Origin of the sequence: Achromobacter sp. NPDC058515 (genome assembly GCF_042721735.1) — a bacterium.
In the GTDB taxonomy this organism is placed as follows: domain Bacteria; phylum Pseudomonadota; class Gammaproteobacteria; order Burkholderiales; family Burkholderiaceae_B; genus Achromobacter.
Genome location: NZ_JBHXNI010000004.1, coordinates 124,913 through 145,062, shown reverse-complemented (window position 1 = coordinate 145,062; position 20,150 = coordinate 124,913). Strand labels below are relative to the sequence as shown.

The window sequence follows — 20,150 nt, the reverse complement described above, 5'->3', positions numbered from 1 at the left end:
CTGGCTCGTTCGCTCGATATTAGACGGCTGGAATGGCTGTTTTGTTGGGGGTGACGGTCCCCCGCCAACGCGCCTTGACGTAGATCTCCGTGGTGCGCACGGACTCGTGGCCGCACAGCACCTGTATCTGTGTCAGCGGCACGTGGTCCAGCCACATATCGGTCGCGCCCTTGCCCTTCAGGTCATAGAAGCCGAAGGGCTCCGACAGCTTTCCGTCTTTGACGGCCTTGTACACGCGGCGGCGCAACATCGCCGAAATTCCGTCGTAGGTGTACGGCTCTCCCTTGCGCGTGCGCACCAGCGGCAGGCCCGGGCCAAGAATCGCGTCTGCGGGCGCCGCACTGGCCAGGATCGCCTCGATCTGCGGCGTGACTCGGATGTCCACCACTTGCCCGGTCTTCGCCTGCCGGTTGCGAATCACGCGCTGTACCGTGCCATCGGCCTCCCGCTTGTTGACGAGGTTGGCCGCCGTCCAGGTGATGATGTCCTCTGGGCGCTGCAGCGTCCGGTAGATCAGCTCCATCAGGATCCGCTCCGGCTTGGAAGCTTTGCCGAAGATGAGGGCATATTCGTCGTGGTCGACGTACCGGTCGCGCTTTTGTTCGGGGTTTCTGGCAATGCCAAAGCAGGGATTGCTGCTGACGCCGGTCTCCGGCCGCCGCATCATCCAGCTGAAAGCAGCGGATAGGCAGGCCTTCTCCCTATTTGCCCGGACTGCCCGGTCCGCCTGCGCTCCCGCGTCCAGGTATTGGGCCACGTGGTAGCCCTGGACCTGGTGTGGCAGCATCTTGCCGAAAAACACCGTCAGCGGCGAGGCGGCGTCCTCATAATCGTCATACGTGCGCTGGGCGATGCCGCGGCGAGACTTCGGCAGGCCGATGCGCTTCTTGCAATCCGCGATGAACATGCCCAGCCAGTAGGCCACGGAACCGTATTCGCCGGCGGGGTCGTTGTACAAATTACCGCGGCGCTTGGCCTCGGCGAGGTCGGTACCGATCCGTTCCCACTTTCCGCTGCCGGGGTGGACGTAGTAGAAGGCGCCGTGCTTCATGTAGACGCGCGGCGGCAATCCCTGGTCAGCCGATTTTCGCTTGCGTCCCATGCTTCCGTTTCTTGGTGAAAAGTTGTTGTAGTGCGGTGTGGTCTGGTTGCGTGCCCACTTCCGGCGAAGTCGATTCGTTGGCTGCCTCAGGTGCCGCGCCAGCCATGACACGATCAAAGGCGGCGCGACCGACAAGCGCGCGCCCGTTTGGCTTGCGGCTGACCGCGACTCCCAAACTGCGAAGATAACGAATCTGCGCGTGCGGCTGCGTCAGCGGATCGCAGATTTCGTTGACCTCCTCATCTGAAAGGTAGGGCTTCAGCGCGGCCGGTGCGTGGTGTTGGGCTGCGTCTGCCATTCAGCTCTCCTTCTTCAATTCATCCAGCAGCGCCATAGCGTCGGCATAGGCCCGGCTGGCGCGCATTTCGTCGATCTGGTCGGCTCCCAGGGTCTCGGCGCACTCGCGAAGCTGGGCGGCCAGGTGGGCGTCAGGGGAGCGGCGGTTCCATGCGTTGACGGCACTTTCCTCGCTGTAGTGGCCGACCACTCTGCTGCCCATCTGCGCGCCGCAGCGTTCCCGGCAATGCACCGAATGCCGGCGTATATCGTCGTCGCCGGTCTTGAAGGTGGCGAAAGCTTCGGAGCCGCAGAACGGGCAAGGTTTCAGGTCAGGCATCCGCGCCTCCGTCGTTGTGCTGCTTGGGGTGGGCGCCGATTTCAGCGGCAGCTCGGACGATGGCGCGGCGGGTGGCGGCGTATGGATCGTTGGCATGCTTTTCAACGTCTTCCCGTGATTCCTTTCCCATGTCGGTCGACCAGTAGGGCCTGCAAAGCGCCTGCCCGAGAGCAGGGTGAAACACGGTTGTGAGATTCAGCTTCACCGCCAGCCGCAGCGCGTCGCCGTCGTCGGTGAGCGGGTTCCAGAAGATGAACCGAAACCGAGGATTTCCAACCGGCGATTGGCTCGGATCGATTTTGTAAATGCCCGCGCCTCTCGGTCCATCGTTTGACCAATTCCACCCGTCAAGGTAGCGCCCGAGGTTCATCCCGGCCGCCTTTGCAGCCAGTTCCAGCAATTCGCGATCACTACGCATCGCCACCTCCCGTCTTCTGCGCTCCCGGTTGCGCGGACAGGGCGGCGCGGTTTGCGCGACCGAGCGCTGCGAAGTCCACGCCAGCCACGACGCCGCCATACTGGTCCACGATCCGGTCGCAGACGGCCTGCCATGCCTCAAGTTTCTCGATCAGCACCTTGGCATCGCGCGCCGCCTCGCTGGCCTGGGGCGCGGCACACGGGGCCATCGAAAGAACATGCCTCGCGATCAGGTCGCCGATAGGCTCTTCCTCTGCGATCCAGTTCGTGCCACGGATGAAGCCCGCGACTTCCTTCAATACGGAATCCCGGCTTACCGCCTCCCCGGCTACAGGGGCGCTTGCCAGGGCGGCGCAATCGCAGTTGTTGCGGGGGATGTTGCAGCAAATGCAGATGTATTCCGGGGCAGGCTTGGGCGGCATTGGCTGCATCCCGCGAACCGCCCACTTGAAAGCATCGCGGTCTGGTTGCGGGCGGCCCTTGTGGTTGCCGAGGCCCTTGATGCGGGCGTCCATTTCCCAATAGGCGCGTTCAAGCTCGTCCTCGAAATGGCTCTCCGCCGCCCGCTCATCTGCTACAGCGGCGCGCAGATTGGACAGCAGGGCGGTTCCGTTCACGGCTTCCAGAATCAGGTCGCGCACCTCAGCGCTCATGGCGCAGCCGTAGAAGACTTCCTCGCCGTCGGCATCGTTGAAGAACCACATGTCCGCGCCTTCGAACAGGTCGGCCTTGTCGGCAGGCAGGGCGGTCCAGGGGAGCGGGTGTGCTTCCGGGTTAGCGGCGTTGTTTTTGTCGGTCATGGGATTACCCTACGAGGCGATGGCGCGTTACCCCGGTGATTCCGGGCGGCAGGTTGTCGTTGCCCACGGCGTCGATGAAGCTGCTTTCGCCGCCGTTATTGGCCCGGATGTAATCGACCTCCACCTTGGCGCTGTTGATGATGACTTGGCCGATTTCGCTCACGGCTTTGGCTTGCTCGATGGTGATCTTTCCTTCCTTGAGCGCCGTCATCGTCTCGAACATGGCGTCTCGCAGGTCATTGATGGTTTTCGACATGGTTGATTCTCCGATTTAGGACGGCGCGGGCGCGGATGGCGTCGGTAATGTGCTTGGGATAACGGTGCAGGGTGTTGCGCCGCATGTTGTCGGCGAAGCTGATGCACTCGACCTTGTCCACGGTGATGAGGTCAACATCGGCCGTGCGCATGCCGGGCTTGAAGACAACGATGTGGCCGGCAGGCACGGGGCCGTTGCACTCGATCCAGACCAGTTCATGCACGCCGCGCCAGCGCTTGCTGTTGCTGCCTGGCGCGTCGCTGATCTTTCGCTGCAACGTGCCATCCTTGGTGATGCGGTAGCTTCCTACTGGCTGCCATGTGTGCGGGCGGCTTCCGGGTTTGAAGCGTGTTTCCACGCTCTTGCCGCCAGGCTGGAACGACGTCCCCTTGTTCCATGGTTCATGCCCCTTGGGAAACCTGCAGGCCTCCCCCCGCGTTCCGTCGAATCGCCCCGCCTCCGGGCTGGAGAGATAGGTGTCGGACTTCCTCAGCCCCAGACGCTGCGCGAGCTGGTACACCGATGATTCCGAGCGCCCCACGGCGGCAGCAATGACCTTGGTCGGGGCGTTCGCGTAGAACTTGCGCACCGCTGCCTCCTGGGCTTCCGTCCATTTCTTGCCGCCCATCACGCCTCTCCCTGCTGCGGGACCTGGGCGGCGAGGGCGGCGTCGACCGTGGCACCAAGGGGCGAGCACGCCTTGTCGGGGTTCAGGTACAGCATTTCCAGGAACAGCACAGACTCGGACGTCGTAAGGTTGTCGAACTGCGCCGACAACCAGCGCCACCGCGCCGCGTCCTGCACATCCCCGGGCCCTGCAGCGGCTGGCGTGCAGGCCGGGCACGGCTCGGCGGTCAGGATGTTGCCGACCGTGCCCTGGTCGTTGCAGGTCGGGCAGGGAGCCGCGGGCATGGGTTGCCAGTGAGAAGGATTGACCGGCCAGCAATTTGGCACGTCATCCGCTTCGACGGCTGTCTCAAACCATCCGGCCTCGACATCGTCCGGTTCTTCCCATTCCTGGCCGATGTATTCCGCAGACATCCACTGACCGCGTACGGTGCGCCACTTGCCATGGGAATTCCAGTAGCCAAGCAACAGGGTGCGACCCGTCTTGGGCGCCGATTCGATAGGCTTCCATTGGTTCTTTTCAGACATTTCAGGCTCCAAAGATGAGGGACACGATTCGGTCGGCGACGCAGAAGCAGGCGGCGCCGGCGACGGCCATGAGGATCGCCACGCCGGTCGGGCCGAGATACAGGAGGAGGTCGGCGACAGGGTCGTCTTCGGGGTCGCGGCGGTTCATGGCTGCTCTCCTTGTGCCTGGGGCAGGCGGTAAGCTTTTTTCAGGGAAGCGCTCACCGAATGCCCGCGCTTGCGCATGGCGTTGGCGATCAAGGCGCTGTCGTGTCGACCATCGGTGTGTCGCAGCAGGCCGAGGTAGCTATTGCCCGTTTCGAACACCTTCTCTTGCGGCAGGGACTCAATCCGCTGCAGCGCGGTGCGGACGGAGCGCCGGCGAACCTCGCGGCGCCACGGCTTGATGACGTGGCCGGCGAAGTCGACACCGCGGTCGACTGGCTGGATGATGGTTTTGCGCGGGTTCAGCGCCAGGCCAAGATTCGGCAGGTAGGCGTTGACCGAGGCCAGCGCCTGCGTCAGCCACTGCGCGGACGGATGCAGGAGGACGAAGTCATCGACGTACCGCACGTAGTGACGCCCTCGCAGGCGGTGCTTCACGTGCTTGTCCAGCCCATCCAGCAGGATGTTGGCGAAGAACTGAGACGACAGATTGCCGATGGGCAGGCCGCAGTAGTCGGGCGCTTCGCCAAGCCGCTTGTGCCTGGGAACCAGCGCCAGGGTGGAGAGGTTGCCGCGCACCTCGACGTCCGGCCTGGGGTCATGGAATAGGATCTGGGCGGCCAGGCTGCGCCACCAGTTCTCGGGAATCTTGCCGCCAACTCGAAGCCAGAGATAGCGCTTGTCGATGCTGACGAAGAAGTTGGCCAGATCCGCTTTCAGGTACATGGCGGGTCGGGACCAGTTCTGCGTAACGCTGCGCACCTTTGCCTCCAGGCGCTGGGCGGCGTAGAGCGTGCCGCGACCGGGGATGCAGGCGCAGGAGTCAGCGACGAACCCTGCCAGGAAGCGGGGGGCGATCTTGTTGTAGAGCAGGTGGTGAACCACCCGGTCTCGGAAGTCGGCCGCCCAGACTTCGCGCGGCTTGGGATGTGTGATCACAAAGCAGATGGAGCGGCCGGGGCGGTATGCGCCGCTCCGGAGCTCATCGTCCAGCTTGGCCAGGTTGCGCTCCAGGTTCATTTCAAAGCGCAGGGCGCTGGCCGTATTCCTTTTGAGCCGGCGGCAGTCAAAATATGCCTGCACCAGCTCCGCGAACGAATGGCTTGAATCCATAGAAACTCCGAGCATGATTTGCGGACGGGACGAACCCGGAACTCGTTGTTGCGGTTCCAGTTGTTGACGTCGCCGTTCTCGAAATTCACCGCCCAGGCGTTGTAGGAGCCGTAGGGCGAGACATCACGCTATCCACGTCGCCCCGCCGAAGGCTTGCCGGATCAGCGGGGAAACTGCGCGGGACCTGGCCGGCCTAAGCCGTCGGTTTCCTCTGATGCGCATATCGGTGGCCTTGTGGGCCAGCGGCGTGACCAGATCAATAAGCGCGTTGGCCCGGGCGCCGTGACGACGGGGCAGCAAGCGCGTTCTCGGAGTGTTTCAGCCATCCAGTGGCTTGGCGTCCGATGCTGTCGGTGAGCGCGATCGCCTCGCCGTATTGCCCGCGAGAGATCAGCCGAAGATCGGCTGCCAGCCGCAGCGACAGGTTCGCCGCCTCTACGCCTTCCCGAAGGATGCGAATAATTGGCGGCCTGTCCGATGCCGAATTGGCCCGATACACGAGCATGACCAGGCCGAAGCACTGCTTGCGCAGGTCGGCCCCAAAGTCCGCCTTGTAATTCCGGGGCATGTTGGCGACCAGCTTTGTTACCAACAGGCTCAGGTCATAGGTAACCTTGAAAATCTTGGTGTCAGTGTGCAGGGCCATGGCATCGGCGGGCTACGCCCGCAAAGGGATAAATTGGTTAAGCGATGATGCTGCGGACGGGACGAACCCGGAACTCGTTGCTGCGGTCCCAGTTGCTGACGCCGCCGTTCTCGAAAAGCACCGCCCAGGCGTCGTAGGAGCCGTAGGGCTTGTTCGTCCAGTACCAGTCGTCCTTGTCGAAGAGGTCCGGGACGTTGATGTAGGCCAGCATTATGTCTTCCTGATCGGGCGCTCGCCAATCGGAATGGCCGTTCACTTCGCCGCGCTCGTCGATGGCTGCGGCCAGATGATCGAACTCCACATCAGCCAGATCGAATTCCTTGCCGCCGGGGATGATCACGTGGTGTACGGCGCCATCAACCAGACGGGAGCCGATGAAAATTCCGCCCTGTTCGGGCCATTCTTGCCCGATGGCGGGCACGGTCATTGCGGTAGCGGTCATGCAAGTCTCCTGCGGGCTGCGCCCGCTTAAGGGGTAAAGGGATCAATAGGTGAATCTGCGGACGGGACGAACCCGGAACTCGTTGTCGCGGTTCCAGTTGTCGACGTCGCCGTCCTCGAAACTCACCGCCCAGGCGCCGTAGGAGCCGGAGGGCGTCGAGGTCCAGTAGGGTTTCGGCTGGAACAGGTGAGGCAGGTTGGCCCCGATGATCTGGAGTTCGCGCTTGGCCGGTAGGTAGAAATCGGCATGCCCATCCGCGCTGTAGGCCTTGGCTGCGCGTGCCGCGGCGTGAGTGCCGTTGTGGCGCAGCAGGTCGTTCGTGTTGACCAGGCCATCCCAGTTGCTTGCCTGGCGCTCGCCGTCTTCCGGCCCCCAGGCGTATGTGCCGTCCAGGTCTTCACTGGCGACAACAAGGCCGTAGACGACTCCGTCATCGCCCAGGATGTCGCCGGCATAGACGCCGCCCTGGCCGGGCAGGTATTCGCCGATCTTGGCTTGGTGGACCGGCGCCGCCGGCCGAGAGGACAGGTAGCTACTCAGGGCGTTGAGCAGGGTGGAAGCAGGGATTTCCAGGCGCAAACCGCCCGGATCCAACGGGATCATGTTGTTCATGGTCTTCCTTGGGGATTTGCCGCGATCGCGGCGAGGGGGGCTACATGGGGCGCAGGAAGCCTTTCGGCGTTCTAGTTCCTGCGCCCTCAATCAAAAGGGATGTCGTCGTCCATGTCTGCCAGGTTGCTGGCAGGAGCCGACTGTTGTTGGGCGGGGCGCTGCTGAGGCGTCGAGCGCTGGGCCGGAGCGGCGCGCTGCTGGCGCGGTGCGTCGTCGTAACCACCGCCACCGCCCTCATCGCGGCCGCCCAGCATTTGCATCTGATCAGCGACGACTTCGGTGCTGTAGCGGTCGGCGCCGGTGTCCTTGTCCTGCCACTTGCGCGTCTTGAGGCGGCCTTCTATGTAGACCGAGCGGCCCTTCTTCAGGTATTCGCCGGCGATTTCAGCCAGGCGGTTGTACATGACGACACGGTGCCATTCCGTTTCTTCGCGCTTTTCGCCGCTGGCCTTGTCCTTCCAGCTCGACGTCGTGGCCAGGGAAATGTTGCAGACGGCCGCGCCGTCGGGGCTGTAGCGGACGTCGGGGTCGCGACCCAGGTTGCCCACCAAAATGACTTTGTTCACGCTGGCCATTACGCGGCTTCCTTGAGCAGTTGGGGGTGGATCTGGTCGAAGTCCTGAATGACTTCGGAAAAGTACTCGCGCGCGGCCTTGACCTTGGCGACCATCTCGCGCTCCTTGTCGAAGTCTCGCTCGATGATCCAGGACGTCAGGCGATGATGCTCGGGGATGTGAGACACGATGTGCATCTGCAGCGGCTCGAAGCCGATCAGGCGTTCCGGCGTGTCTACCAGGGCATAGTTCACCTCCCATTCGTCGGCATCCCACAGCATCATGTAGCCGCGCATCTGCCACTCGTAGCCGCTGTCGATCGCGTCGACCAGCCAGCCGGGGAACGTCTTCGCCGACCACGACGACTTCAGGTCGTGACCGCGCCGGCGCTCTTCGTCGTAGAGATCGCATTCCCCCGTTAGCCATTCGTTGGTGCGGCGTTCGGCGTTCTTCACCAAGGACAGGCCGCGGACGCGGTTCAACAGCCCGATGGAGTCCGGCTCAACCTCCTTGCCTTTCTCCATTTCCTTTCCGGATATCTCGAAGTCGATACCCAAGATCTCCTGCTGGGCCAGTTCGCGGATGTAGGTCTTGGCGCCGACCGACAACACCTCGCCGGCCTTAATCGCCGCCGCAGTGGGAGACGTCATCAGCTTGCCTATGCTGGAGCAGCGGAATTTGATGTCACGCATATTTAACCCCTTGAATTTCGGCGGCGCGCGCCTGGACGAGCGTGGAAAAATCTCGGAAGCCGACCTGATCCCGCTTCGAGTTGAAGATCTTCTGGCCTTCTCGACTCAAGGCGCGGAGATCTTGTTCTGAGTTCGCGGTTTGGAGCTTTTCGGCCCACTCATCCAGTAGGGCGTTCCGGTACGCTCCGGCCCCATCTGTATCGTCGTTCTGCTCAGAAAGTCCGGTGATAGCCTTGAGCGTGTAGCGCTCCAGATAGGTCTTGGTGCTGGCTCGAGCCTGAATGGCATTCTTGGCGCCGCCGGCGTCAGGCGGGCCGCCCATGGACACGCTTTCCTCGTGGCCTCCGACATGCCGCAAATAGCACGTCACTTCCATCCAGTCCTTCTCGTCCCGAGTGAGCTTCCAGGAAGAGGACAGGCCGTGCTTCGAGAGGGCGGGCGTGACAGCGTTCACAACGTCGTGCAGCTCGGCGTAGGACTTCCCCTTGAGGGGACCGTCTGTCACATCCTTACCCTTGATGATCTTGACCGCTTCAGCTTTAAAGGCGGCGAAGGCGGTGTCATATGCCTTCTTGGCTTCCCCCTTCTGCCAGCGGTCCTGCAGATCCATCATCTTTTCGATCTGCTCGAGCTGGGCGCCCTGATTTAGCGCCGCCAGCATCATGCCCATCGGGGAGTTGGCGGCCGGGCCGGCCATGGGTGCGGCGACTTCGCGCGCCGGTGCTTCGATAACGTCGTTCATGGCGTCCTCAGTAGGTGATACGGATGTTGGGGATCAGGCCCTTGGCGATCAGCGTGACCGCCTGCTTGGCGCAGGCCTCGGGCATGCCGCCGGCGGCGAAGGCTTCCAGGGCGGTGCGGTTGATGCTTGCCTTGTGCGCCTTGTCGGCCTCGCGGCGCCTGGCCTCGGCTGCTTCGGCGGCCTGTTCGTCGGCGATGCGCTTGCGTTCCGCCGCGGCGGCTTGCTCGGCAGCCTGGGCCCGGTCCTTCTCGGCCTGCTCAGCTGCCACGCGCTCACGCTCCGCGGCGGCTAGGCGATCAATCTCAGCCTGCTTTTCTGCGGCGACGCGGCGCTCATCGGCAAGCTGGGCGTTCAGGCGGGCTGTTTCGGCTGCCGCCAGCGCTTCAGCTTCGCGGCGCGCGGCGGCGTCGCGCTCGGCCTGGGCCCGCTCGTCGGCTTTGCGCTGCGCCTCCGCGGCCGCTTGGCGGGCGATGCGCTCTTCGCGGTCCTTCTGCTCGCGCGCCGCGGCGTCCGCTCGCAGGCGGTCCAATTCCGCCTGTTCTGCGTCGTACTTCACGCGGGCGGCGAGGCGATCGCGCAGGCTGGTCAATGCCTTGTCCTTCGTCCGGGCGGCTTCCGGCTCGAACTCTTCCCACTCGGGACCGATGGCGACGGCCTCGACCGCTGCGAGGGCGGCGCGGATAGATTCCGCCGGTTCGCCACTGTCCACGACCAGAGCGACGATGCCCTCAATGGCGTCCTTATGCCGCTGCACGCGATCGTCCTCGGCCTGCTCCCAGGCGGTGAGCGGCGCGCGGACCTCTTCTTTCAACGCATCCAGCAGATCCCGCATTCGCTTGCGCTCCGCGTCGATCTTCTTGGGGACCTCCTTCAGCTCGGCAACCAGCTCTTTGCCGATATCGTCCAGCGCGACTTTGGCCTTGCCGACCTTGTGGGCCCGGCTGGCGATCGCGTCGCGGCCTTTCTTGGTCTTCAGGTCCGGCACGTGGCCGGTCACCTCAGCGCGGATCTTGTCCAGCCAGGGATCCAGGCCGCCGGCCTTGGAATAGACGTCCAGGGCGGTTTCCGCCGGCGGCAGCTCGGCAAGTTGGGTTGCTTCGGTCATGTCAGTCCTTCGCGGCGACTGCGGTCTTGCCGCAGCCTTCGCAGGCAGTGAGGGTGGGGGCCGGCTCGTCCAACATGCCGGCGAGGGAGAAGGCCAAGGTCATCAGCAGGGCCATGACGACGCCTTCCCAGTGGGCGCGCAGGAGGCGGCGGATCATTGGGCACCTCGGGCTTTACGGATCACGGCGCGGGCGCGCATCGCCGGGTGGTCGGGCAGCACCCTATCCAGCAGCCGCATGCAGGCCTCTTTGGCTTCCTCGGCGGTGTCGAATTTCTCGAACCACAGGGAGCCGTCGTATGTGCAGTAGGCAGACCACTTGGTACCGGGCCAGACGATGCATTCATGCTGGCCGTGGAACTCAATTCGGCTCGTGCCATCCACACCACTGAAGTCGTAGAACTCGCTGAAAATCACGGTGGGGTCGAACTGCACCTGGTGCGAATCCTCGATCCAGGCCAGGTCAACCGCCTCTTCCAGCGCCTCCAGCAGCTCCGGCGCGGCGGCGATCAGATGCTTGTTGGCCTGCGTAACTGGCCCGGAGTACCAGCCTGTGGCACCGCCTACGTCCATATTCATGACATCGCATACGGCGACGCCCGTCTGGTCAGCTTGCTGCACATACTCGCCGTCGATTTCCCACGGCCCGGGCGTGTGTGTCGTCGTCATTCGTCTCTCCAGCAGCGCGCCATCAAGGCGTCGCCGATCAGGGCAATTGCGTAAAGGGCGGCCACGCCCCAGATGGCGTACGCGGTCATCATTTGCGCGACCTCCAGGCGTCGGCGATGGCCTGCACCAGCAGGACAAAGCCCAGGATTAGGAAGCCGATCATTTGCGACGCCCGAAAGTCACGCGCTGGCCGTCGTCGCACAGGTCGACCAGGTCCGAAACCAGATGGCCCTGGGCCAGCAGCACCCACTGGCGGAAGTGCGCGCCGACCACGGCGAGGTCATCGCCGCGCACCGACGACGCCACGGCCATAGCGAATGCCGTCTCAGCGTTCTGCTGTCCAATGGTGGCCGTGTACAGCGCCTCTGCTGCGCGCTGGCCGGGCTCGTACTGGCGCAGCACCGTCATGTCCCGCACCAGGGCGGCATGCACATCAGCATCCATTTCGCGCAGAGCCGCCATGCGGCGCTGAGCTTGAGTCCTTGCCGGGATGATCGTGGCGGTGCCGCACGGGGTGGCGTAGGCGAGGTTGGCCATGTCAGTTCCGCCCTTCGTTGTCGTAAGTCGCAGCCAGGACACCGGCGCGGGGCGCGGCGGGCATGCGGCGGGCCGCCAGCAGGCGGACGAAGTAATCCGGGATGAGCGCCGCGCGCAGCGCCATGAAGTCCGTGCCCACGTCACACGCGACGCGCAGTGCGGCCCGAGCGGCAGGACTGACCGGGCCGCTGAAGCGGTCACCGAACCAGAACCGACGCTCCTTGAACAGCGCGTCCTGTGCACGCTGGCGGTTTGCCGGGTTCACGCGATAGACCGGATGGCGGTCCCGCGAGTAGTCGCGCACCACGGCGCGCAGCTTCGAGACGTTCAGCAGGTATTCCTGGCCAACTGCGCCGATACGCGCGGCGCGGCGTTTGATGCGGCTTTCGTTCATGGAAGTCTCCAGGCCCCGAATCCCGAGGCGCGCGGGCGCTTAACGTGCGCCGGACTGAATAAGCTCTTGGGGAATTTCGCCCCGGCAAGCCGGGGCAAAGGGATGAAGGGGTTAAGCGATGATGCTGCGGACGGGACGAACCCGGAACTCGTCGTAGCGGGTCCAGTGGTAGACGTAGCCGTACTCGAAATGCACCGCCCAGGCGTCGTCGGAGCCGTAGGGCGTCGAAGTCCACACATCGCTTGCGTCTTCGTTGAAGCCTTCCACCGCGACCACCTGCAGCAGTTCGCGGTGGGACGGCAGGTAGAAGTCAGCCAGACCGTCAGCGGTGTATTCGGATGCGGCTTCGGCAGCTGGGTGGGCGCCGCGCAGCAGAAGCTTGCGGGTGTTCTCGGCGCCATCCAGATCCGAATAGCCCTCCAGCTTGTCGCCGTAGCCGCCGAATTCGAATCCGCCATCCAGTGGCGCGGCGGCGGCGAACAGGTGGCGCCCTTGCGCGGTCTTGCCGATGTAGATGCCGCCTTGACCTTCTGCGTATTGCCCGACCACGAATGCGTTGCTCATTGGTTTCTCCAAGTTCATGAAAAGCCCAGCACTCGGTGAATGGGGCTTCAGATGAAATCTGGGGCAACGCTCCCCTGGCTACTCCCGCTCATCGCGGCTCCAGGTGGGGCGCTGCCCTATCAATCGTCCGCAGGCAAAACAGCTCACTGCTCGCCGCGCCTGGGTCGTTGATGTCCTCGTCGATCTTCTTTCCGGGGCGGAGGGTGAGCCCGGGGCCTAGCCGCGCTGTCGCGCCATTGGCCTGTTCTATCTCTGTGCTGGTTGTTAAAGAGCGGTGGCGCTTCGTCGCGGTGCCGGGCTTAGCCACAAAGCGGTGCGTTGCTGCGTTAGGTGAATATTAGGCGTCGCCTAATGTTCTGTCAATAGGCGACGCCTAATAATTTTCGGGCTGGCGAAGAAAAGCCCGCGCTAGGCGGGCATGTGATTTGGGTGGGAAACCGGAGCCGGCCGGAGAGAGGCTTAGACCGTATGGGCTATCATGCTGAATCGTCTAATTACAAGGTGTAGTAGATGGCTCTCATCACTTGCAAGGAATGCGGGAAAGAGGTCAGCGACAAGGCCAAGGCATGCGCGAGCTGTGGCGCGCCCGTCAAGATATCAATTCCCAAAAAGAAAGCGCACCCGGTGCTGATCGGGGTCGTCACCCTCGGCATCCTTTATTTTGTGCTTGGCGGGGATAAAGGTGATGCTGCCAAGCCAGGTGCGTCCGCCTCCAAAACCGAGGCTTCTTCCTGCAACGCTACGGATCTCACATGCTTGGGCAATGCCGGTGTTGTATCGGCCAGCGTGTACTGCGCTCGAGAAGTCGAGAAGCTGGCAAAGCATGACGTCAAGTGGACGGACAGCTTCCTGGAATCCAAGTTTGACCGATTCCGCTGGAAGGACAAACAGTCCGGAGTGATCACGTATCTGGGTGACAAGGCGCAGTTCCAAAATGGCTTCGGCGCATTCACCACCGTGACCTACGAGTGCGACTTGGCAAAAGACAACAAGACGGTGCTGGCCGTGCGGGCGAAAGAAGGGCGCCTCGATTAAGCCTGCAATGCAGATGCCAGCGCCCAACAAAAAAGCCACCCGAAGGTGGCTGATCGCGCGCGGTGTCCCTTCAGGAAAACCAGCCGAAGCCTTTAGCCATCAGGGCTGCGAGGCCGAGAGCGACCGTAATGAGCGCTCCAAACAGCATTCTGAAATCGTTCCTCGCGTCCGAGCGTAAGCCCCGAACCTCCGTTTTAAGGTCGGAAATTTCGCGTTGGATGAAGTCCGCAGCGGCTTCGAGTTTGGCTACCCGTGCTTCCATTCCGCCATTATCCCCGGGGTCGCGGCCACCTGCAACGGGGATATTAGGGGGGCCACCCCCGCCTTGCAAGGAAGGTTGCGCCTTCAGGCGATCTAAAAGTTGCCTTGTCTCGCGTACGTCCTCGGACTCGATCATAAGCCCTCCCCATCCGGGCCTGGAGTGGAGCGGAGGGTTTCGGCCAAAAGACGCTTGATCAACGTCGCAAGCACGTCGGCCGGAATTGATTTTGAATCGGACTTTACTGCTGCTTCGAGCATAGGCACGACCGCGCTGCCAAACTCAACCACCGCCTCCCGAAGCCTTATGTAATCTTTCGAGATTGCTCGGTAATCGGTGATGAACGTTTGAATGCCCTCGAGAGTCGATGCTATTTGGGCATGTTGATGGGGGGAGAGGCTAGGATCCTCTGCCAAAGCGCGCAAACGTTCGGCCTCGTCGTTCGCGAACGGTTTCGAACTGTTGTTCTGCATAGGAGGTTTGTCCGTCATCCAAATTTGACCGCCTCAATGGAATCTTATCGAGCGCGCACCCACTGCCCGGCCTCGTCGTCCCGCAGCCTGGCGCCCGCCCAGACTACCTGGCCGAGAACCCGCACCGGCGTGCCGTTCTCCAGGGGAATGTCGGAGTAGGCCGGGTTGAACGACCGTGCAACCCAACGCCCGGTCAGCTTGTCTCGTGTCACGGTCTTTACAAGCATCTTGCCGTCATAGTTGATGGCGTAAACACCGCCGGTAGCCACGTCCTGCAGCGTCAGGTTCTCGTTGGGGACGACGAGCAGGGCTGCGCCGTCTCGAATAACCGGCTCCATGCTGTCGCCTTTTGCATACACCACTCGGGCTTTCCCGTTGTCCGCGCCTACCGCCTTGAGGAACGAGCGCCGGAATTGGATCATGCCGGTCTGGTCTTCGCTGTGGTTCTCGATGCCATCGCCCGCCGCCAGGCGCACCTCGGCCAACTCGGGGACCTTCTCAAACCTGTCATTGGCCGCATGCGGCTCGCCGGGCCCCGCATTCGCAACCACGCCGGTCTGGGTGCTGATCCTGATTTTCGGGTTTCGTTCGGCCTGATATGTGGTGTTCCCACCCTCCCAGGGCGCCGGCGGCAAACCCGCGATGCGCATAGGGAACGGGTCGTCGGCGTGATCCATGTCGACCAGACCGCCAGGCTTGTGAGAACGCAAGGGAATGACGTTGGCCGCGGGAGCCGCGGGCGGCGGCGACACCTGAATCCCTAGCTTCATCTGGGCGATCGCGAGCGCTATGGCGCCTTCGAGCGCATTGCGCTGCGACTCTGGTAGGTCGTGAATCTGGTCCTCAGGGATCGTCTTGAAAGGCCACGGCTTGTGCGCAGGCGCCGGCTCCAGAGCTGCTGGCGCTCCCATATCCGGCCAGGACTTCAGGCCCCAATGTTCCGGGCCCACAACGTCCGAAAAATACCGCCACATCTCCGGCAACTTGTCTTTGGAGATGGACCCCTTCTTGATCCAGTCATGGATTGAGGGTGGCCTGACATTGAAATGACGTGCGATCGCCGCCTGCGAGGGCGCGGCCCCGCTGGCGATCTTCTTTTCAATGGCTGCCTTAATGGCAGCTCCGAGGTCAGTTCCATTAAGCATTGCCTAACTTTCGCCTTGTAGAGCCGCATTAGGCAATTCCTATTGACAAGCATTAGGCGACGCCTAATAATGCGGCATGGACATGAAAAAACGACACGAATCCCTAGCCCGAGCATGCGATATCGCGGGCGGCCAGGCCGCCCTTGCTCGCATCCTCAAGGTGACGCCTGTCAGCGTTCATGAATGGGTCAACCTCAAGCGGCCGCTCCCCTCCGAGCATTGCCCGCTGATTGAAGAGGCCACTGGCGTGCGCTGCGAAGAACTGTTGCCCAGCTTCCGATGGGACGTGCTTCGCAAGCCGAAGCGGCAGCGACGAGTAGAGGCGACTGCGTCATGAGGTCAATGCACCGTGGCGCTCTCTCTGCCGTCCGTCGCCCACGCCATGCGATCACGCTCGGCGCACAGCTCCTGAAACAAATCCATGACGGCTTTCTCGCTCGGGTCTTCAAAGATCCGGCGGGCCAAGTCCTGGGCACTGATCAACAACTTTTCCGTTTCGGTCACGAAACACACCTCGCTCTTTGTTCATAAGGAAGTACTCGATGAGCACCACCCAACCAGTATCCGGCGATAGACAGGAAAGCACCCGCAAGACCGGCGCAAGGTATTTGGCCGAGGTCTTGCAGCGACTTGCAACGACGACGCAGGATCGTGCAGCAGCTTGCATGGGCATGGATGCCAGCACGCTCAGTCGCTTCAAGGCCGAGCATCTGGAACGCGCTTGCCAGTTGTTAGCCGCCGTGGGACTGCAGGTCGCGCCTGCGGACGCCGTAGTGGTGAGCCGGGACGATCTGCAGGCGTTGAAGCGCATGGCCTACAAGTACCTGCAAGCCGAAATCGAATCAGAGGAGCGGCACTGACATGGCCGACATCACCCTGGTCCGCCAGCAGTCTGGCGACGCGTCCGAGCAGGAGAAGGAAGCCGCCCGCCGGATGATCTTCGGCATGGTCGATGGCCTGGGTGAGCGCGGTCGCAAGCAATGGCGCCGCCTGTGGAACCAGATCGTTCGGCTGGAGCCGGGCGAGATGATGTCTATCACGACGCACAAAGAGCGCACCGGCTGGTACCACCGGAAGCACATGGCACTGGAGTCTGCCCTGTTCGAGGCTCAAGAGCGTTTCGAGGAATTCGAAGCGTTCCGCGCCTGGCTCAAGACGGGCAGCGGCTTCGTGGACTGGTACCCGGGTCCGAAGGGCGGCGTTATTCCGGTGCCGCGGTCGATCAGCTACGCGAAGCTGGAGCAGGCCGACATGGAGCAGTTCCATGATGACGCCGTTGCCTTCCTGCGCACCGCGCACGCTCAGAAAACCATGTGGCCGCATCTGCCGCCGGCGCGCGCCAGCGAGATGCTGGAGCTGGTCTTGCAAGGATTCGGCGAATGAAAGGCCGCAACCCCACCGCAGAGCAAAAGCGCTTCTGGGACATGCTCGCCTCGAACATTGGCTGCGTCGCGTCGCGCATGGATGGCTTCTTCGATAGCCAATGCTCGATCCATCACATCGACGGTCGCACTAAGCCGGACGCGCACTGGCTCGTCCTGCCGCTATCGGCCGGCAATCACCAGGATGGCACTGGCGCGCCTGGCCGCATCGCTGTGCATCCCTGGAAGGCGCGCTTCGAGACCCGCTACGGCCGCCAGCGGGATCTGCTGGTCTGGTGCATCGAACAACTGCAGGACCAAGGATTGGAAGTTCCTGATGGCGCGTTGCGCGCCGCGGGGATGCTGGAGCACGCATGAATTACTACAGCCACAACATCGGCGACTACGCCCAGGCCACGATGCACCTGAGCCTGGTTGAAGACGCCATCTACAGCCGCCTGCTGCGCCGGTACTACGCCGAAGAGGCGCCCATCGTTGACGACCTGCAGCAGGTATGCCGCTGGGTCGGCGCGCGCACCGAGGAAGAGCGAGAAGCCGTCACACAGGTCCTGACGGAATTCTTCACCCTGGCTGAGGGGCATTGGCACAACAAGCGAGCGGACGTGGAAATCGCTGCGTATCACGTCAAGGCGGACACCGCGAAAGCGAACGGTAAGCGGGGAGGGCGCCCCAGGAAGGAATCCGGAAACCCAGAAAAACCCAGCGGGTTTTCCGTAGGTTCCGAAACCGAACCGAACCCTAACCCAGAAGAAACCGGATCGAAAGCTAACCAAGAACCAAGAACCAAGAACCAAGAAACAGAAGAACACCCCCCTACCCCCCGCAAGCGGGGGAACGGATTCGACGCATCCGCCATCGACCTGCCCGACTGGCTCGACCGTGAAGACTGGCAAAGCTGGGTTGCTGACCGAAAGGACCGCAAGAAGCCGGTGACGGAGGAGGGCGCCAAGCGCCAGCTGCAGCAGCTTGCCGACTACCGGGCCGAAGGTCACCCGCCGCGCGCCGTGATCGCCAACAGCATCGCCGGCGGATACCAGGGGCTCTTCCCGCCGAGGGCGCAGGCGCGAGCCAGCCCGCCTACCGCGGCACAGCGGCGGGCCGCGTGGTCGTCTGAGTTGCGAGATGTGCTGGCCGAGGGCCAGGAACGAAGGGAAATTGACATGGGGGTGATCGATGCAAGTAGCTAACGCTCAGACCGGTTTGGGCGCCCTCGTGGTGAACGAGATGCACCTGCTGTACGGCGCCAAGTTCGCCCAGCAGTGGGAAGGCCTCACGCCGCGCGAGTTGAAGGATTCGTGGAATCAGAAGCTGGCCGGCCTGGATGAGGCTCAGGTTCGACGTGGGTTGGTTGCCTGCCTGACCCGCGAATGGCCGCCCACGCTGCCCGAGTTCGTCAAGCTGTGCTGCCCCTGGATGGCGCCCGAGGTGGCTTATCACGAGGCGGTGCGCGGGATGTCCGCCCGTAAGCGGGGCGAGATCGGCATCTGGTCGCACCCGGCAGTGTACTGGGCCGCCGTCGGCGTCAGTACTGTGGATCTGCTATCCAGCACGTATGGCGCGATCAAGGCTCGCTGGGAGAAGACCTTGAGCGACGAGCTGGCGAAGGGCGCGTGGCCGGACATCCCCGAGCCGCGCCAGGCGCTGCCCGCTCCGGGCCAAACCCTGGCGACCAAGGCGGAAGCCGCGGCCGCGCTGAAGAAGATGGGAGCGGACAAGGCTCTGGACCAGTCCGGCCGCAACGCACGTCGCTGGATCGAAAAGTGGGACGAACGCATCGCCAAGGGCGAGCAGCCCACACCCGCCATTGCAGCAATGCTCAAGCGTGCGAAGGGCGAGATCGGCGAGGTGATGGCATGAATCGCGCATTTGCCTTGGGTCGCCTGAAAACAGGCCAGCTCAACAAGACCGAACAGGCCTATGCCAACTACCTGGGCCAGCTGCAGGCGGTGGGCGGGATCCTCTGGCACAAGTTCGAGGGGATGAAGTTCCGCTTGGCGGACAACACGTTCTACACCCCCGACTTCGCAGTGATGGCGCCTGACGGCCAAATCGAACTCCACGAGGTGAAGGGCTTCTGGCAAGACGACGCACGCGCCAAGATCAAGATCGCGGCCGACATGTACCCGTTCAAGTTCATCGCTGTAAAGGCACGCGCCAAGAAGGACGGCGGCGGCTGGTCCGTGGAGGAATTCTGATGGTTGATCTGTGCAAATGGCAGATGCGCGACCCGATGCTGGTTCTGATGAGCAAGCAGCAAGCGGCAATCAACCGGTCCTGCGATGGCTGCTCAAACGCCAAGCCGGTCCTGACGCCGTTCGGCGACACGATGATGCGCTGCCTGAAGGGCAAGCCCTATGGGAAGAAATGCAAACAGTACGAGGTGGCCGATGAGTAGGCTGACGGGGGATGACTATTTGTGGAACTGGGCGCGGTGGACCTGGTCCGGCGCCACGGTGGGCAACATGGAGGCCTATGTGTCCTGGGAAGACGATCCCAGGCCGATTCTTCACGACCACGCCCTGGTGGTGGAGGCCATGCACGCGGCGCTCCCGTGGCATGAGCGCATGATCGTCATCGCCGAGTACCCGCAGAAGAACGCCATGTTCGGCGGCCTGGACCCGAAGGCCCGGCGCAAGGCGGCGCGCGCATGGATCGCCGGCACAACCGGTGTGGCTCTGACCGAGACCGAATACAAGCTGTACCTGGGCCTGTTCCGCGGCCAGGTCGAAAGGAGGCTGGCGTGAAGTACGCGCACGAGGTGATGGATCTGATGGCAGCTTACCCGGAGCGCCGATTCAAGATGCGGCAGATTATCAACCACGTTGCCCCGCGGGCAGACCAGCGTCAAAGGGCGGTGGTGCGGACTGGGGTGTGGCGCGTCTTGCTCACGCTAGAGGAAACGGGGCACATCGCCAGTTCACGCGAGGAGGTGGCCAACGGCGCTCACGCGGAGTATTGGTGGAAAAGCATAACATCGGCTCCTGGAAAAGCATCTCAGAAACCATCACAATACGTCCGGGCTCTTGCGCCCTGAAGAACTGAAGCCCCGGCCACGCGCTGGGGCTTTTGCATTGGAGCCGCCATGTTCTATCGCTGCACCCATGCAGACGGCCGAGTCGTCCTCACCGACGAGATCGAAGGCCATAGCGCCTCTCCCGTCCCTGGCAGCACATGGCAGGAGGCCCGCGACCGAATTGACATGGGCCGGCTCTCCTACGTTCCCGGCCACGGCTGGTACTGGGACACCTGCCTCACGAAACAGTAATACCCCCATGAGTCGCCGCAGCCGGCCCGGCGTC

Annotated in this window: 36 protein-coding genes; 10 read left to right on the top strand and 26 right to left on the bottom strand. The window is 63.0% G+C overall.

Annotated features, from left to right (window positions below):
• Positions 1–19 precede the first annotated feature (19 nt).
• From ACFWP0_RS09350 to ACFWP0_RS09245, 22 genes are all read right to left on the bottom strand, one after another.
• On the bottom strand, positions 20–1,102 hold the full coding sequence (locus tag ACFWP0_RS09350) for a tyrosine-type recombinase/integrase (protein ID WP_377841447.1): 1,083 nt from the start codon (positions 1,100–1,102) through the stop codon (positions 20–22).
• Positions 1,077–1,400, bottom strand: coding sequence for a hypothetical protein (locus ACFWP0_RS09345; protein WP_377841445.1), 324 nt, complete (start codon positions 1,398–1,400; stop codon positions 1,077–1,079). The genes ACFWP0_RS09350 and ACFWP0_RS09345 overlap by 26 nt, the downstream gene beginning before the upstream one ends.
• The gene (locus tag ACFWP0_RS09340; protein ID WP_377841444.1) at positions 1,401–1,718 is read right to left on the bottom strand and encodes a Lar family restriction alleviation protein; all 318 of its coding nucleotides are present in this window, start codon (positions 1,716–1,718) and stop codon (positions 1,401–1,403) included.
• A complete protein-coding gene (locus ACFWP0_RS09335) occupies positions 1,711–2,136 on the bottom strand; it encodes a hypothetical protein (RefSeq protein ID WP_377841442.1) in 426 nt (141 codons plus the stop codon). Before ACFWP0_RS09335 ends, ACFWP0_RS09340 begins: the two co-directional genes overlap by 8 nt.
• A complete protein-coding gene (locus ACFWP0_RS09330) occupies positions 2,129–2,935 on the bottom strand; it encodes a hypothetical protein (protein ID WP_377841440.1) in 807 nt (268 codons plus the stop codon). The genes ACFWP0_RS09335 and ACFWP0_RS09330 overlap by 8 nt, the downstream gene beginning before the upstream one ends.
• Positions 2,936–2,939: 4 nt before the next feature.
• Entirely contained in the window at positions 2,940–3,191 is a 252-nt protein-coding gene (locus ACFWP0_RS09325; protein WP_377841438.1) for a hypothetical protein, read from the bottom strand.
• Positions 3,172–3,819: an HNH endonuclease gene (locus ACFWP0_RS09320; protein ID WP_377841436.1), complete on the bottom strand. Its 648-nt coding sequence runs from the start codon at positions 3,817–3,819 to the stop codon at positions 3,172–3,174. Before ACFWP0_RS09320 ends, ACFWP0_RS09325 begins: the two co-directional genes overlap by 20 nt.
• Positions 3,819–4,346, bottom strand: coding sequence for a hypothetical protein (locus ACFWP0_RS09315; protein WP_377841434.1), 528 nt, complete (start codon positions 4,344–4,346; stop codon positions 3,819–3,821). Before ACFWP0_RS09315 ends, ACFWP0_RS09320 begins: the two co-directional genes overlap by 1 nt.
• Position 4,347: 1 nt before the next feature.
• Positions 4,348–4,494: a hypothetical protein gene (locus ACFWP0_RS09310; protein WP_377841432.1), complete on the bottom strand. Its 147-nt coding sequence runs from the start codon at positions 4,492–4,494 to the stop codon at positions 4,348–4,350.
• Entirely contained in the window at positions 4,491–5,603 is a 1,113-nt protein-coding gene (locus ACFWP0_RS09305) for an RNA-directed DNA polymerase (protein WP_377841431.1), read from the bottom strand. Before ACFWP0_RS09305 ends, ACFWP0_RS09310 begins: the two co-directional genes overlap by 4 nt.
• Before the next feature lie 256 nt (positions 5,604–5,859).
• Positions 5,860–6,249, bottom strand: a complete 390-nt coding sequence (locus tag ACFWP0_RS09300; RefSeq protein WP_377841428.1) for a four helix bundle protein — start codon at positions 6,247–6,249, stop codon at positions 5,860–5,862.
• 37 nt (positions 6,250–6,286) lie between these two features.
• On the bottom strand, positions 6,287–6,691 hold the full coding sequence (locus ACFWP0_RS09295) for a DUF1566 domain-containing protein (RefSeq protein WP_377841426.1): 405 nt from the start codon (positions 6,689–6,691) through the stop codon (positions 6,287–6,289).
• A gap of 42 nt (positions 6,692–6,733) precedes the next feature.
• Positions 6,734–7,303 carry a DUF1566 domain-containing protein gene (locus ACFWP0_RS09290; protein ID WP_377841425.1) on the bottom strand — a complete coding sequence of 190 codons (570 nt, stop codon included), beginning with the start codon at positions 7,301–7,303 and terminating at the stop codon, positions 6,734–6,736.
• Between the two features lie 86 nt (positions 7,304–7,389).
• Positions 7,390–7,878: a single-stranded DNA-binding protein gene (gene ssb, locus ACFWP0_RS09285; RefSeq protein ID WP_377841423.1), complete on the bottom strand. Its 489-nt coding sequence runs from the start codon at positions 7,876–7,878 to the stop codon at positions 7,390–7,392.
• The gene (locus ACFWP0_RS09280) at positions 7,878–8,549 is read right to left on the bottom strand and encodes a hypothetical protein (protein ID WP_377841421.1); all 672 of its coding nucleotides are present in this window, start codon (positions 8,547–8,549) and stop codon (positions 7,878–7,880) included. Before ACFWP0_RS09280 ends, ssb begins: the two co-directional genes overlap by 1 nt.
• On the bottom strand, positions 8,542–9,291 hold the full coding sequence (locus ACFWP0_RS09275; RefSeq protein WP_377841419.1) for an ERF family protein: 750 nt from the start codon (positions 9,289–9,291) through the stop codon (positions 8,542–8,544). Before ACFWP0_RS09275 ends, ACFWP0_RS09280 begins: the two co-directional genes overlap by 8 nt.
• Before the next feature lie 7 nt (positions 9,292–9,298).
• Positions 9,299–10,396, bottom strand: coding sequence for a hypothetical protein (locus tag ACFWP0_RS09270; RefSeq protein WP_377841418.1), 1,098 nt, complete (start codon positions 10,394–10,396; stop codon positions 9,299–9,301).
• Position 10,397: 1 nt separating this feature from the next.
• The gene (locus ACFWP0_RS09265) at positions 10,398–10,553 is read right to left on the bottom strand and encodes a hypothetical protein (RefSeq protein WP_377841416.1); all 156 of its coding nucleotides are present in this window, start codon (positions 10,551–10,553) and stop codon (positions 10,398–10,400) included.
• A complete protein-coding gene (locus ACFWP0_RS09260) occupies positions 10,550–11,062 on the bottom strand; it encodes a hypothetical protein (protein WP_377841414.1) in 513 nt (170 codons plus the stop codon). The genes ACFWP0_RS09265 and ACFWP0_RS09260 overlap by 4 nt, the downstream gene beginning before the upstream one ends.
• Before the next feature lie 159 nt (positions 11,063–11,221).
• Positions 11,222–11,599: a hypothetical protein gene (locus ACFWP0_RS09255; RefSeq protein WP_377841412.1), complete on the bottom strand. Its 378-nt coding sequence runs from the start codon at positions 11,597–11,599 to the stop codon at positions 11,222–11,224.
• A gap of 1 nt (position 11,600) precedes the next feature.
• Positions 11,601–11,993: a hypothetical protein gene (locus ACFWP0_RS09250; RefSeq protein ID WP_377841411.1), complete on the bottom strand. Its 393-nt coding sequence runs from the start codon at positions 11,991–11,993 to the stop codon at positions 11,601–11,603.
• Positions 11,994–12,104: 111 nt separating this feature from the next.
• Positions 12,105–12,557 (bottom strand): DUF1566 domain-containing protein, encoded by a 453-nt coding sequence (locus tag ACFWP0_RS09245; RefSeq protein ID WP_377841409.1) that lies wholly within the window; start codon positions 12,555–12,557, stop codon positions 12,105–12,107.
• A 510-nt stretch (positions 12,558–13,067) separates the two neighbouring features.
• Between ACFWP0_RS09245 and ACFWP0_RS09240 the strand changes: the two genes are divergently transcribed.
• Positions 13,068–13,592 carry a zinc-ribbon domain-containing protein gene (locus ACFWP0_RS09240; RefSeq protein ID WP_377841408.1) on the top strand — a complete coding sequence of 175 codons (525 nt, stop codon included), beginning with the start codon at positions 13,068–13,070 and terminating at the stop codon, positions 13,590–13,592.
• Between the two features lie 70 nt (positions 13,593–13,662).
• Here the strand turns inward: ACFWP0_RS09240 and ACFWP0_RS09235 are convergent, their stop codons facing one another.
• The 3 genes from ACFWP0_RS09235 to ACFWP0_RS09225 are packed head-to-tail and all read right to left on the bottom strand — an operon-like array spanning position 13,663 to position 15,469.
• Positions 13,663–13,989, bottom strand: coding sequence for a hypothetical protein (locus ACFWP0_RS09235; protein WP_377841406.1), 327 nt, complete (start codon positions 13,987–13,989; stop codon positions 13,663–13,665).
• Positions 13,986–14,324 (bottom strand): hypothetical protein, encoded by a 339-nt coding sequence (locus ACFWP0_RS09230; protein ID WP_377841405.1) that lies wholly within the window; start codon positions 14,322–14,324, stop codon positions 13,986–13,988. The genes ACFWP0_RS09235 and ACFWP0_RS09230 overlap by 4 nt, the downstream gene beginning before the upstream one ends.
• Positions 14,325–14,368: 44 nt before the next feature.
• Entirely contained in the window at positions 14,369–15,469 is a 1,101-nt protein-coding gene (locus ACFWP0_RS09225) for a helix-turn-helix transcriptional regulator (protein ID WP_377841403.1), read from the bottom strand.
• An 82-nt stretch (positions 15,470–15,551) separates the two neighbouring features.
• On the opposite strand from ACFWP0_RS09225, the gene ACFWP0_RS09220 reads away from it, so the two are divergent.
• Positions 15,552–15,806 carry a YdaS family helix-turn-helix protein gene (locus tag ACFWP0_RS09220; protein WP_377841402.1) on the top strand — a complete coding sequence of 85 codons (255 nt, stop codon included), beginning with the start codon at positions 15,552–15,554 and terminating at the stop codon, positions 15,804–15,806.
• 2 nt (positions 15,807–15,808) lie between these two features.
• Here the strand turns inward: ACFWP0_RS09220 and ACFWP0_RS09215 are convergent, their stop codons facing one another.
• Entirely contained in the window at positions 15,809–15,973 is a 165-nt protein-coding gene (locus ACFWP0_RS09215) for a hypothetical protein (RefSeq protein WP_239212298.1), read from the bottom strand.
• 38 nt (positions 15,974–16,011) lie between these two features.
• Between ACFWP0_RS09215 and ACFWP0_RS09210 the strand changes: the two genes are divergently transcribed.
• The 8 genes from ACFWP0_RS09210 to ACFWP0_RS09175 are packed head-to-tail and all read left to right on the top strand — an operon-like array spanning position 16,012 to position 19,595.
• Positions 16,012–16,329 (top strand): CII family transcriptional regulator, encoded by a 318-nt coding sequence (locus ACFWP0_RS09210; protein ID WP_377841400.1) that lies wholly within the window; start codon positions 16,012–16,014, stop codon positions 16,327–16,329.
• Position 16,330: 1 nt separating this feature from the next.
• Positions 16,331–16,852, top strand: coding sequence for a DUF1367 family protein (locus ACFWP0_RS09205; protein WP_377841399.1), 522 nt, complete (start codon positions 16,331–16,333; stop codon positions 16,850–16,852).
• Entirely contained in the window at positions 16,849–17,208 is a 360-nt protein-coding gene (locus tag ACFWP0_RS09200; protein ID WP_377841397.1) for a Ref family recombination enhancement nuclease, read from the top strand. The genes ACFWP0_RS09205 and ACFWP0_RS09200 overlap by 4 nt, the downstream gene beginning before the upstream one ends.
• Positions 17,205–18,038: a YdaU family protein gene (locus ACFWP0_RS09195; RefSeq protein ID WP_377841395.1), complete on the top strand. Its 834-nt coding sequence runs from the start codon at positions 17,205–17,207 to the stop codon at positions 18,036–18,038. Before ACFWP0_RS09200 ends, ACFWP0_RS09195 begins: the two co-directional genes overlap by 4 nt.
• Positions 18,039–18,075: 37 nt before the next feature.
• Positions 18,076–18,708: a hypothetical protein gene (locus ACFWP0_RS09190; protein WP_377841394.1), complete on the top strand. Its 633-nt coding sequence runs from the start codon at positions 18,076–18,078 to the stop codon at positions 18,706–18,708.
• Complete coding sequence (locus ACFWP0_RS09185; protein ID WP_377841392.1) at positions 18,705–19,046, top strand: DUF1064 domain-containing protein; 342 nt, start codon at positions 18,705–18,707, stop codon at positions 19,044–19,046. The genes ACFWP0_RS09190 and ACFWP0_RS09185 overlap by 4 nt, the downstream gene beginning before the upstream one ends.
• Positions 19,046–19,246, top strand: a complete 201-nt coding sequence (locus ACFWP0_RS09180; RefSeq protein WP_377841391.1) for a hypothetical protein — start codon at positions 19,046–19,048, stop codon at positions 19,244–19,246. The genes ACFWP0_RS09185 and ACFWP0_RS09180 overlap by 1 nt, the downstream gene beginning before the upstream one ends.
• On the top strand, positions 19,239–19,595 hold the full coding sequence (locus ACFWP0_RS09175) for a hypothetical protein (RefSeq protein ID WP_377841389.1): 357 nt from the start codon (positions 19,239–19,241) through the stop codon (positions 19,593–19,595). The genes ACFWP0_RS09180 and ACFWP0_RS09175 overlap by 8 nt, the downstream gene beginning before the upstream one ends.
• Positions 19,596–20,150: the final 555 nt, after the last annotated feature.

Excerpts from the sequence above, each read along its gene's own strand:
- ACFWP0_RS09185 (WP_377841392.1), top strand. The coding sequence starts at position 18,705 with ATGAATCGCGCATTTGCCTTGGGTCGCCTGAAAACAGGCCAGCTCAAC.
- ACFWP0_RS09315 (WP_377841434.1), bottom strand. The coding sequence starts at position 4,346 with ATGTCTGAAAAGAACCAATGGAAGCCTATCGAATCGGCGCCCAAGACG.
- ACFWP0_RS09295 (WP_377841426.1), bottom strand. The coding sequence starts at position 6,691 with ATGACCGCTACCGCAATGACCGTGCCCGCCATCGGGCAAGAATGGCCC.
- ACFWP0_RS09220 (WP_377841402.1), top strand. The coding sequence starts at position 15,552 with ATGAAAAAACGACACGAATCCCTAGCCCGAGCATGCGATATCGCGGGC.
- ACFWP0_RS09255 (WP_377841412.1), bottom strand. The coding sequence starts at position 11,599 with ATGGCCAACCTCGCCTACGCCACCCCGTGCGGCACCGCCACGATCATC.
- ACFWP0_RS09180 (WP_377841391.1), top strand. The coding sequence starts at position 19,046 with ATGGTTGATCTGTGCAAATGGCAGATGCGCGACCCGATGCTGGTTCTG.
- ssb (WP_377841423.1), bottom strand. The coding sequence starts at position 7,878 with ATGGCCAGCGTGAACAAAGTCATTTTGGTGGGCAACCTGGGTCGCGAC.
- ACFWP0_RS09305 (WP_377841431.1), bottom strand. The coding sequence starts at position 5,603 with ATGGATTCAAGCCATTCGTTCGCGGAGCTGGTGCAGGCATATTTTGAC.
- ACFWP0_RS09290 (WP_377841425.1), bottom strand. The coding sequence starts at position 7,303 with ATGAACAACATGATCCCGTTGGATCCGGGCGGTTTGCGCCTGGAAATC.
- ACFWP0_RS09280 (WP_377841421.1), bottom strand. The coding sequence starts at position 8,549 with ATGCGTGACATCAAATTCCGCTGCTCCAGCATAGGCAAGCTGATGACG.
- ACFWP0_RS09225 (WP_377841403.1), bottom strand. The coding sequence starts at position 15,469 with ATGCTTAATGGAACTGACCTCGGAGCTGCCATTAAGGCAGCCATTGAA.
- ACFWP0_RS09350 (WP_377841447.1), bottom strand. The coding sequence starts at position 1,102 with ATGGGACGCAAGCGAAAATCGGCTGACCAGGGATTGCCGCCGCGCGTC.
- ACFWP0_RS09210 (WP_377841400.1), top strand. The coding sequence starts at position 16,012 with ATGAGCACCACCCAACCAGTATCCGGCGATAGACAGGAAAGCACCCGC.
- ACFWP0_RS09300 (WP_377841428.1), bottom strand. The coding sequence starts at position 6,249 with ATGGCCCTGCACACTGACACCAAGATTTTCAAGGTTACCTATGACCTG.
- ACFWP0_RS09330 (WP_377841440.1), bottom strand. The coding sequence starts at position 2,935 with ATGACCGACAAAAACAACGCCGCTAACCCGGAAGCACACCCGCTCCCC.
- ACFWP0_RS09175 (WP_377841389.1), top strand. The coding sequence starts at position 19,239 with ATGAGTAGGCTGACGGGGGATGACTATTTGTGGAACTGGGCGCGGTGG.
- ACFWP0_RS09190 (WP_377841394.1), top strand. The coding sequence starts at position 18,076 with ATGCACCTGCTGTACGGCGCCAAGTTCGCCCAGCAGTGGGAAGGCCTC.
- ACFWP0_RS09245 (WP_377841409.1), bottom strand. The coding sequence starts at position 12,557 with ATGAGCAACGCATTCGTGGTCGGGCAATACGCAGAAGGTCAAGGCGGC.
- ACFWP0_RS09230 (WP_377841405.1), bottom strand. The coding sequence starts at position 14,324 with ATGCAGAACAACAGTTCGAAACCGTTCGCGAACGACGAGGCCGAACGT.
- ACFWP0_RS09320 (WP_377841436.1), bottom strand. The coding sequence starts at position 3,819 with ATGGGCGGCAAGAAATGGACGGAAGCCCAGGAGGCAGCGGTGCGCAAG.
- ACFWP0_RS09195 (WP_377841395.1), top strand. The coding sequence starts at position 17,205 with ATGAATTACTACAGCCACAACATCGGCGACTACGCCCAGGCCACGATG.
- ACFWP0_RS09335 (WP_377841442.1), bottom strand. The coding sequence starts at position 2,136 with ATGCGTAGTGATCGCGAATTGCTGGAACTGGCTGCAAAGGCGGCCGGG.
- ACFWP0_RS09345 (WP_377841445.1), bottom strand. The coding sequence starts at position 1,400 with ATGGCAGACGCAGCCCAACACCACGCACCGGCCGCGCTGAAGCCCTAC.
- ACFWP0_RS09205 (WP_377841399.1), top strand. The coding sequence starts at position 16,331 with ATGGCCGACATCACCCTGGTCCGCCAGCAGTCTGGCGACGCGTCCGAG.
- ACFWP0_RS09265 (WP_377841416.1), bottom strand. The coding sequence starts at position 10,553 with ATGATCCGCCGCCTCCTGCGCGCCCACTGGGAAGGCGTCGTCATGGCC.
- ACFWP0_RS09250 (WP_377841411.1), bottom strand. The coding sequence starts at position 11,993 with ATGAACGAAAGCCGCATCAAACGCCGCGCCGCGCGTATCGGCGCAGTT.
- ACFWP0_RS09200 (WP_377841397.1), top strand. The coding sequence starts at position 16,849 with ATGAAAGGCCGCAACCCCACCGCAGAGCAAAAGCGCTTCTGGGACATG.
- ACFWP0_RS09270 (WP_377841418.1), bottom strand. The coding sequence starts at position 10,396 with ATGACCGAAGCAACCCAACTTGCCGAGCTGCCGCCGGCGGAAACCGCC.
- ACFWP0_RS09235 (WP_377841406.1), bottom strand. The coding sequence starts at position 13,989 with ATGATCGAGTCCGAGGACGTACGCGAGACAAGGCAACTTTTAGATCGC.
- ACFWP0_RS09240 (WP_377841408.1), top strand. The coding sequence starts at position 13,068 with ATGGCTCTCATCACTTGCAAGGAATGCGGGAAAGAGGTCAGCGACAAG.
- ACFWP0_RS09260 (WP_377841414.1), bottom strand. The coding sequence starts at position 11,062 with ATGACGACGACACACACGCCCGGGCCGTGGGAAATCGACGGCGAGTAT.
- ACFWP0_RS09340 (WP_377841444.1), bottom strand. The coding sequence starts at position 1,718 with ATGCCTGACCTGAAACCTTGCCCGTTCTGCGGCTCCGAAGCTTTCGCC.
- ACFWP0_RS09325 (WP_377841438.1), bottom strand. The coding sequence starts at position 3,191 with ATGTCGAAAACCATCAATGACCTGCGAGACGCCATGTTCGAGACGATG.
- ACFWP0_RS09275 (WP_377841419.1), bottom strand. The coding sequence starts at position 9,291 with ATGAACGACGTTATCGAAGCACCGGCGCGCGAAGTCGCCGCACCCATG.
- ACFWP0_RS09310 (WP_377841432.1), bottom strand. The coding sequence starts at position 4,494 with ATGAACCGCCGCGACCCCGAAGACGACCCTGTCGCCGACCTCCTCCTG.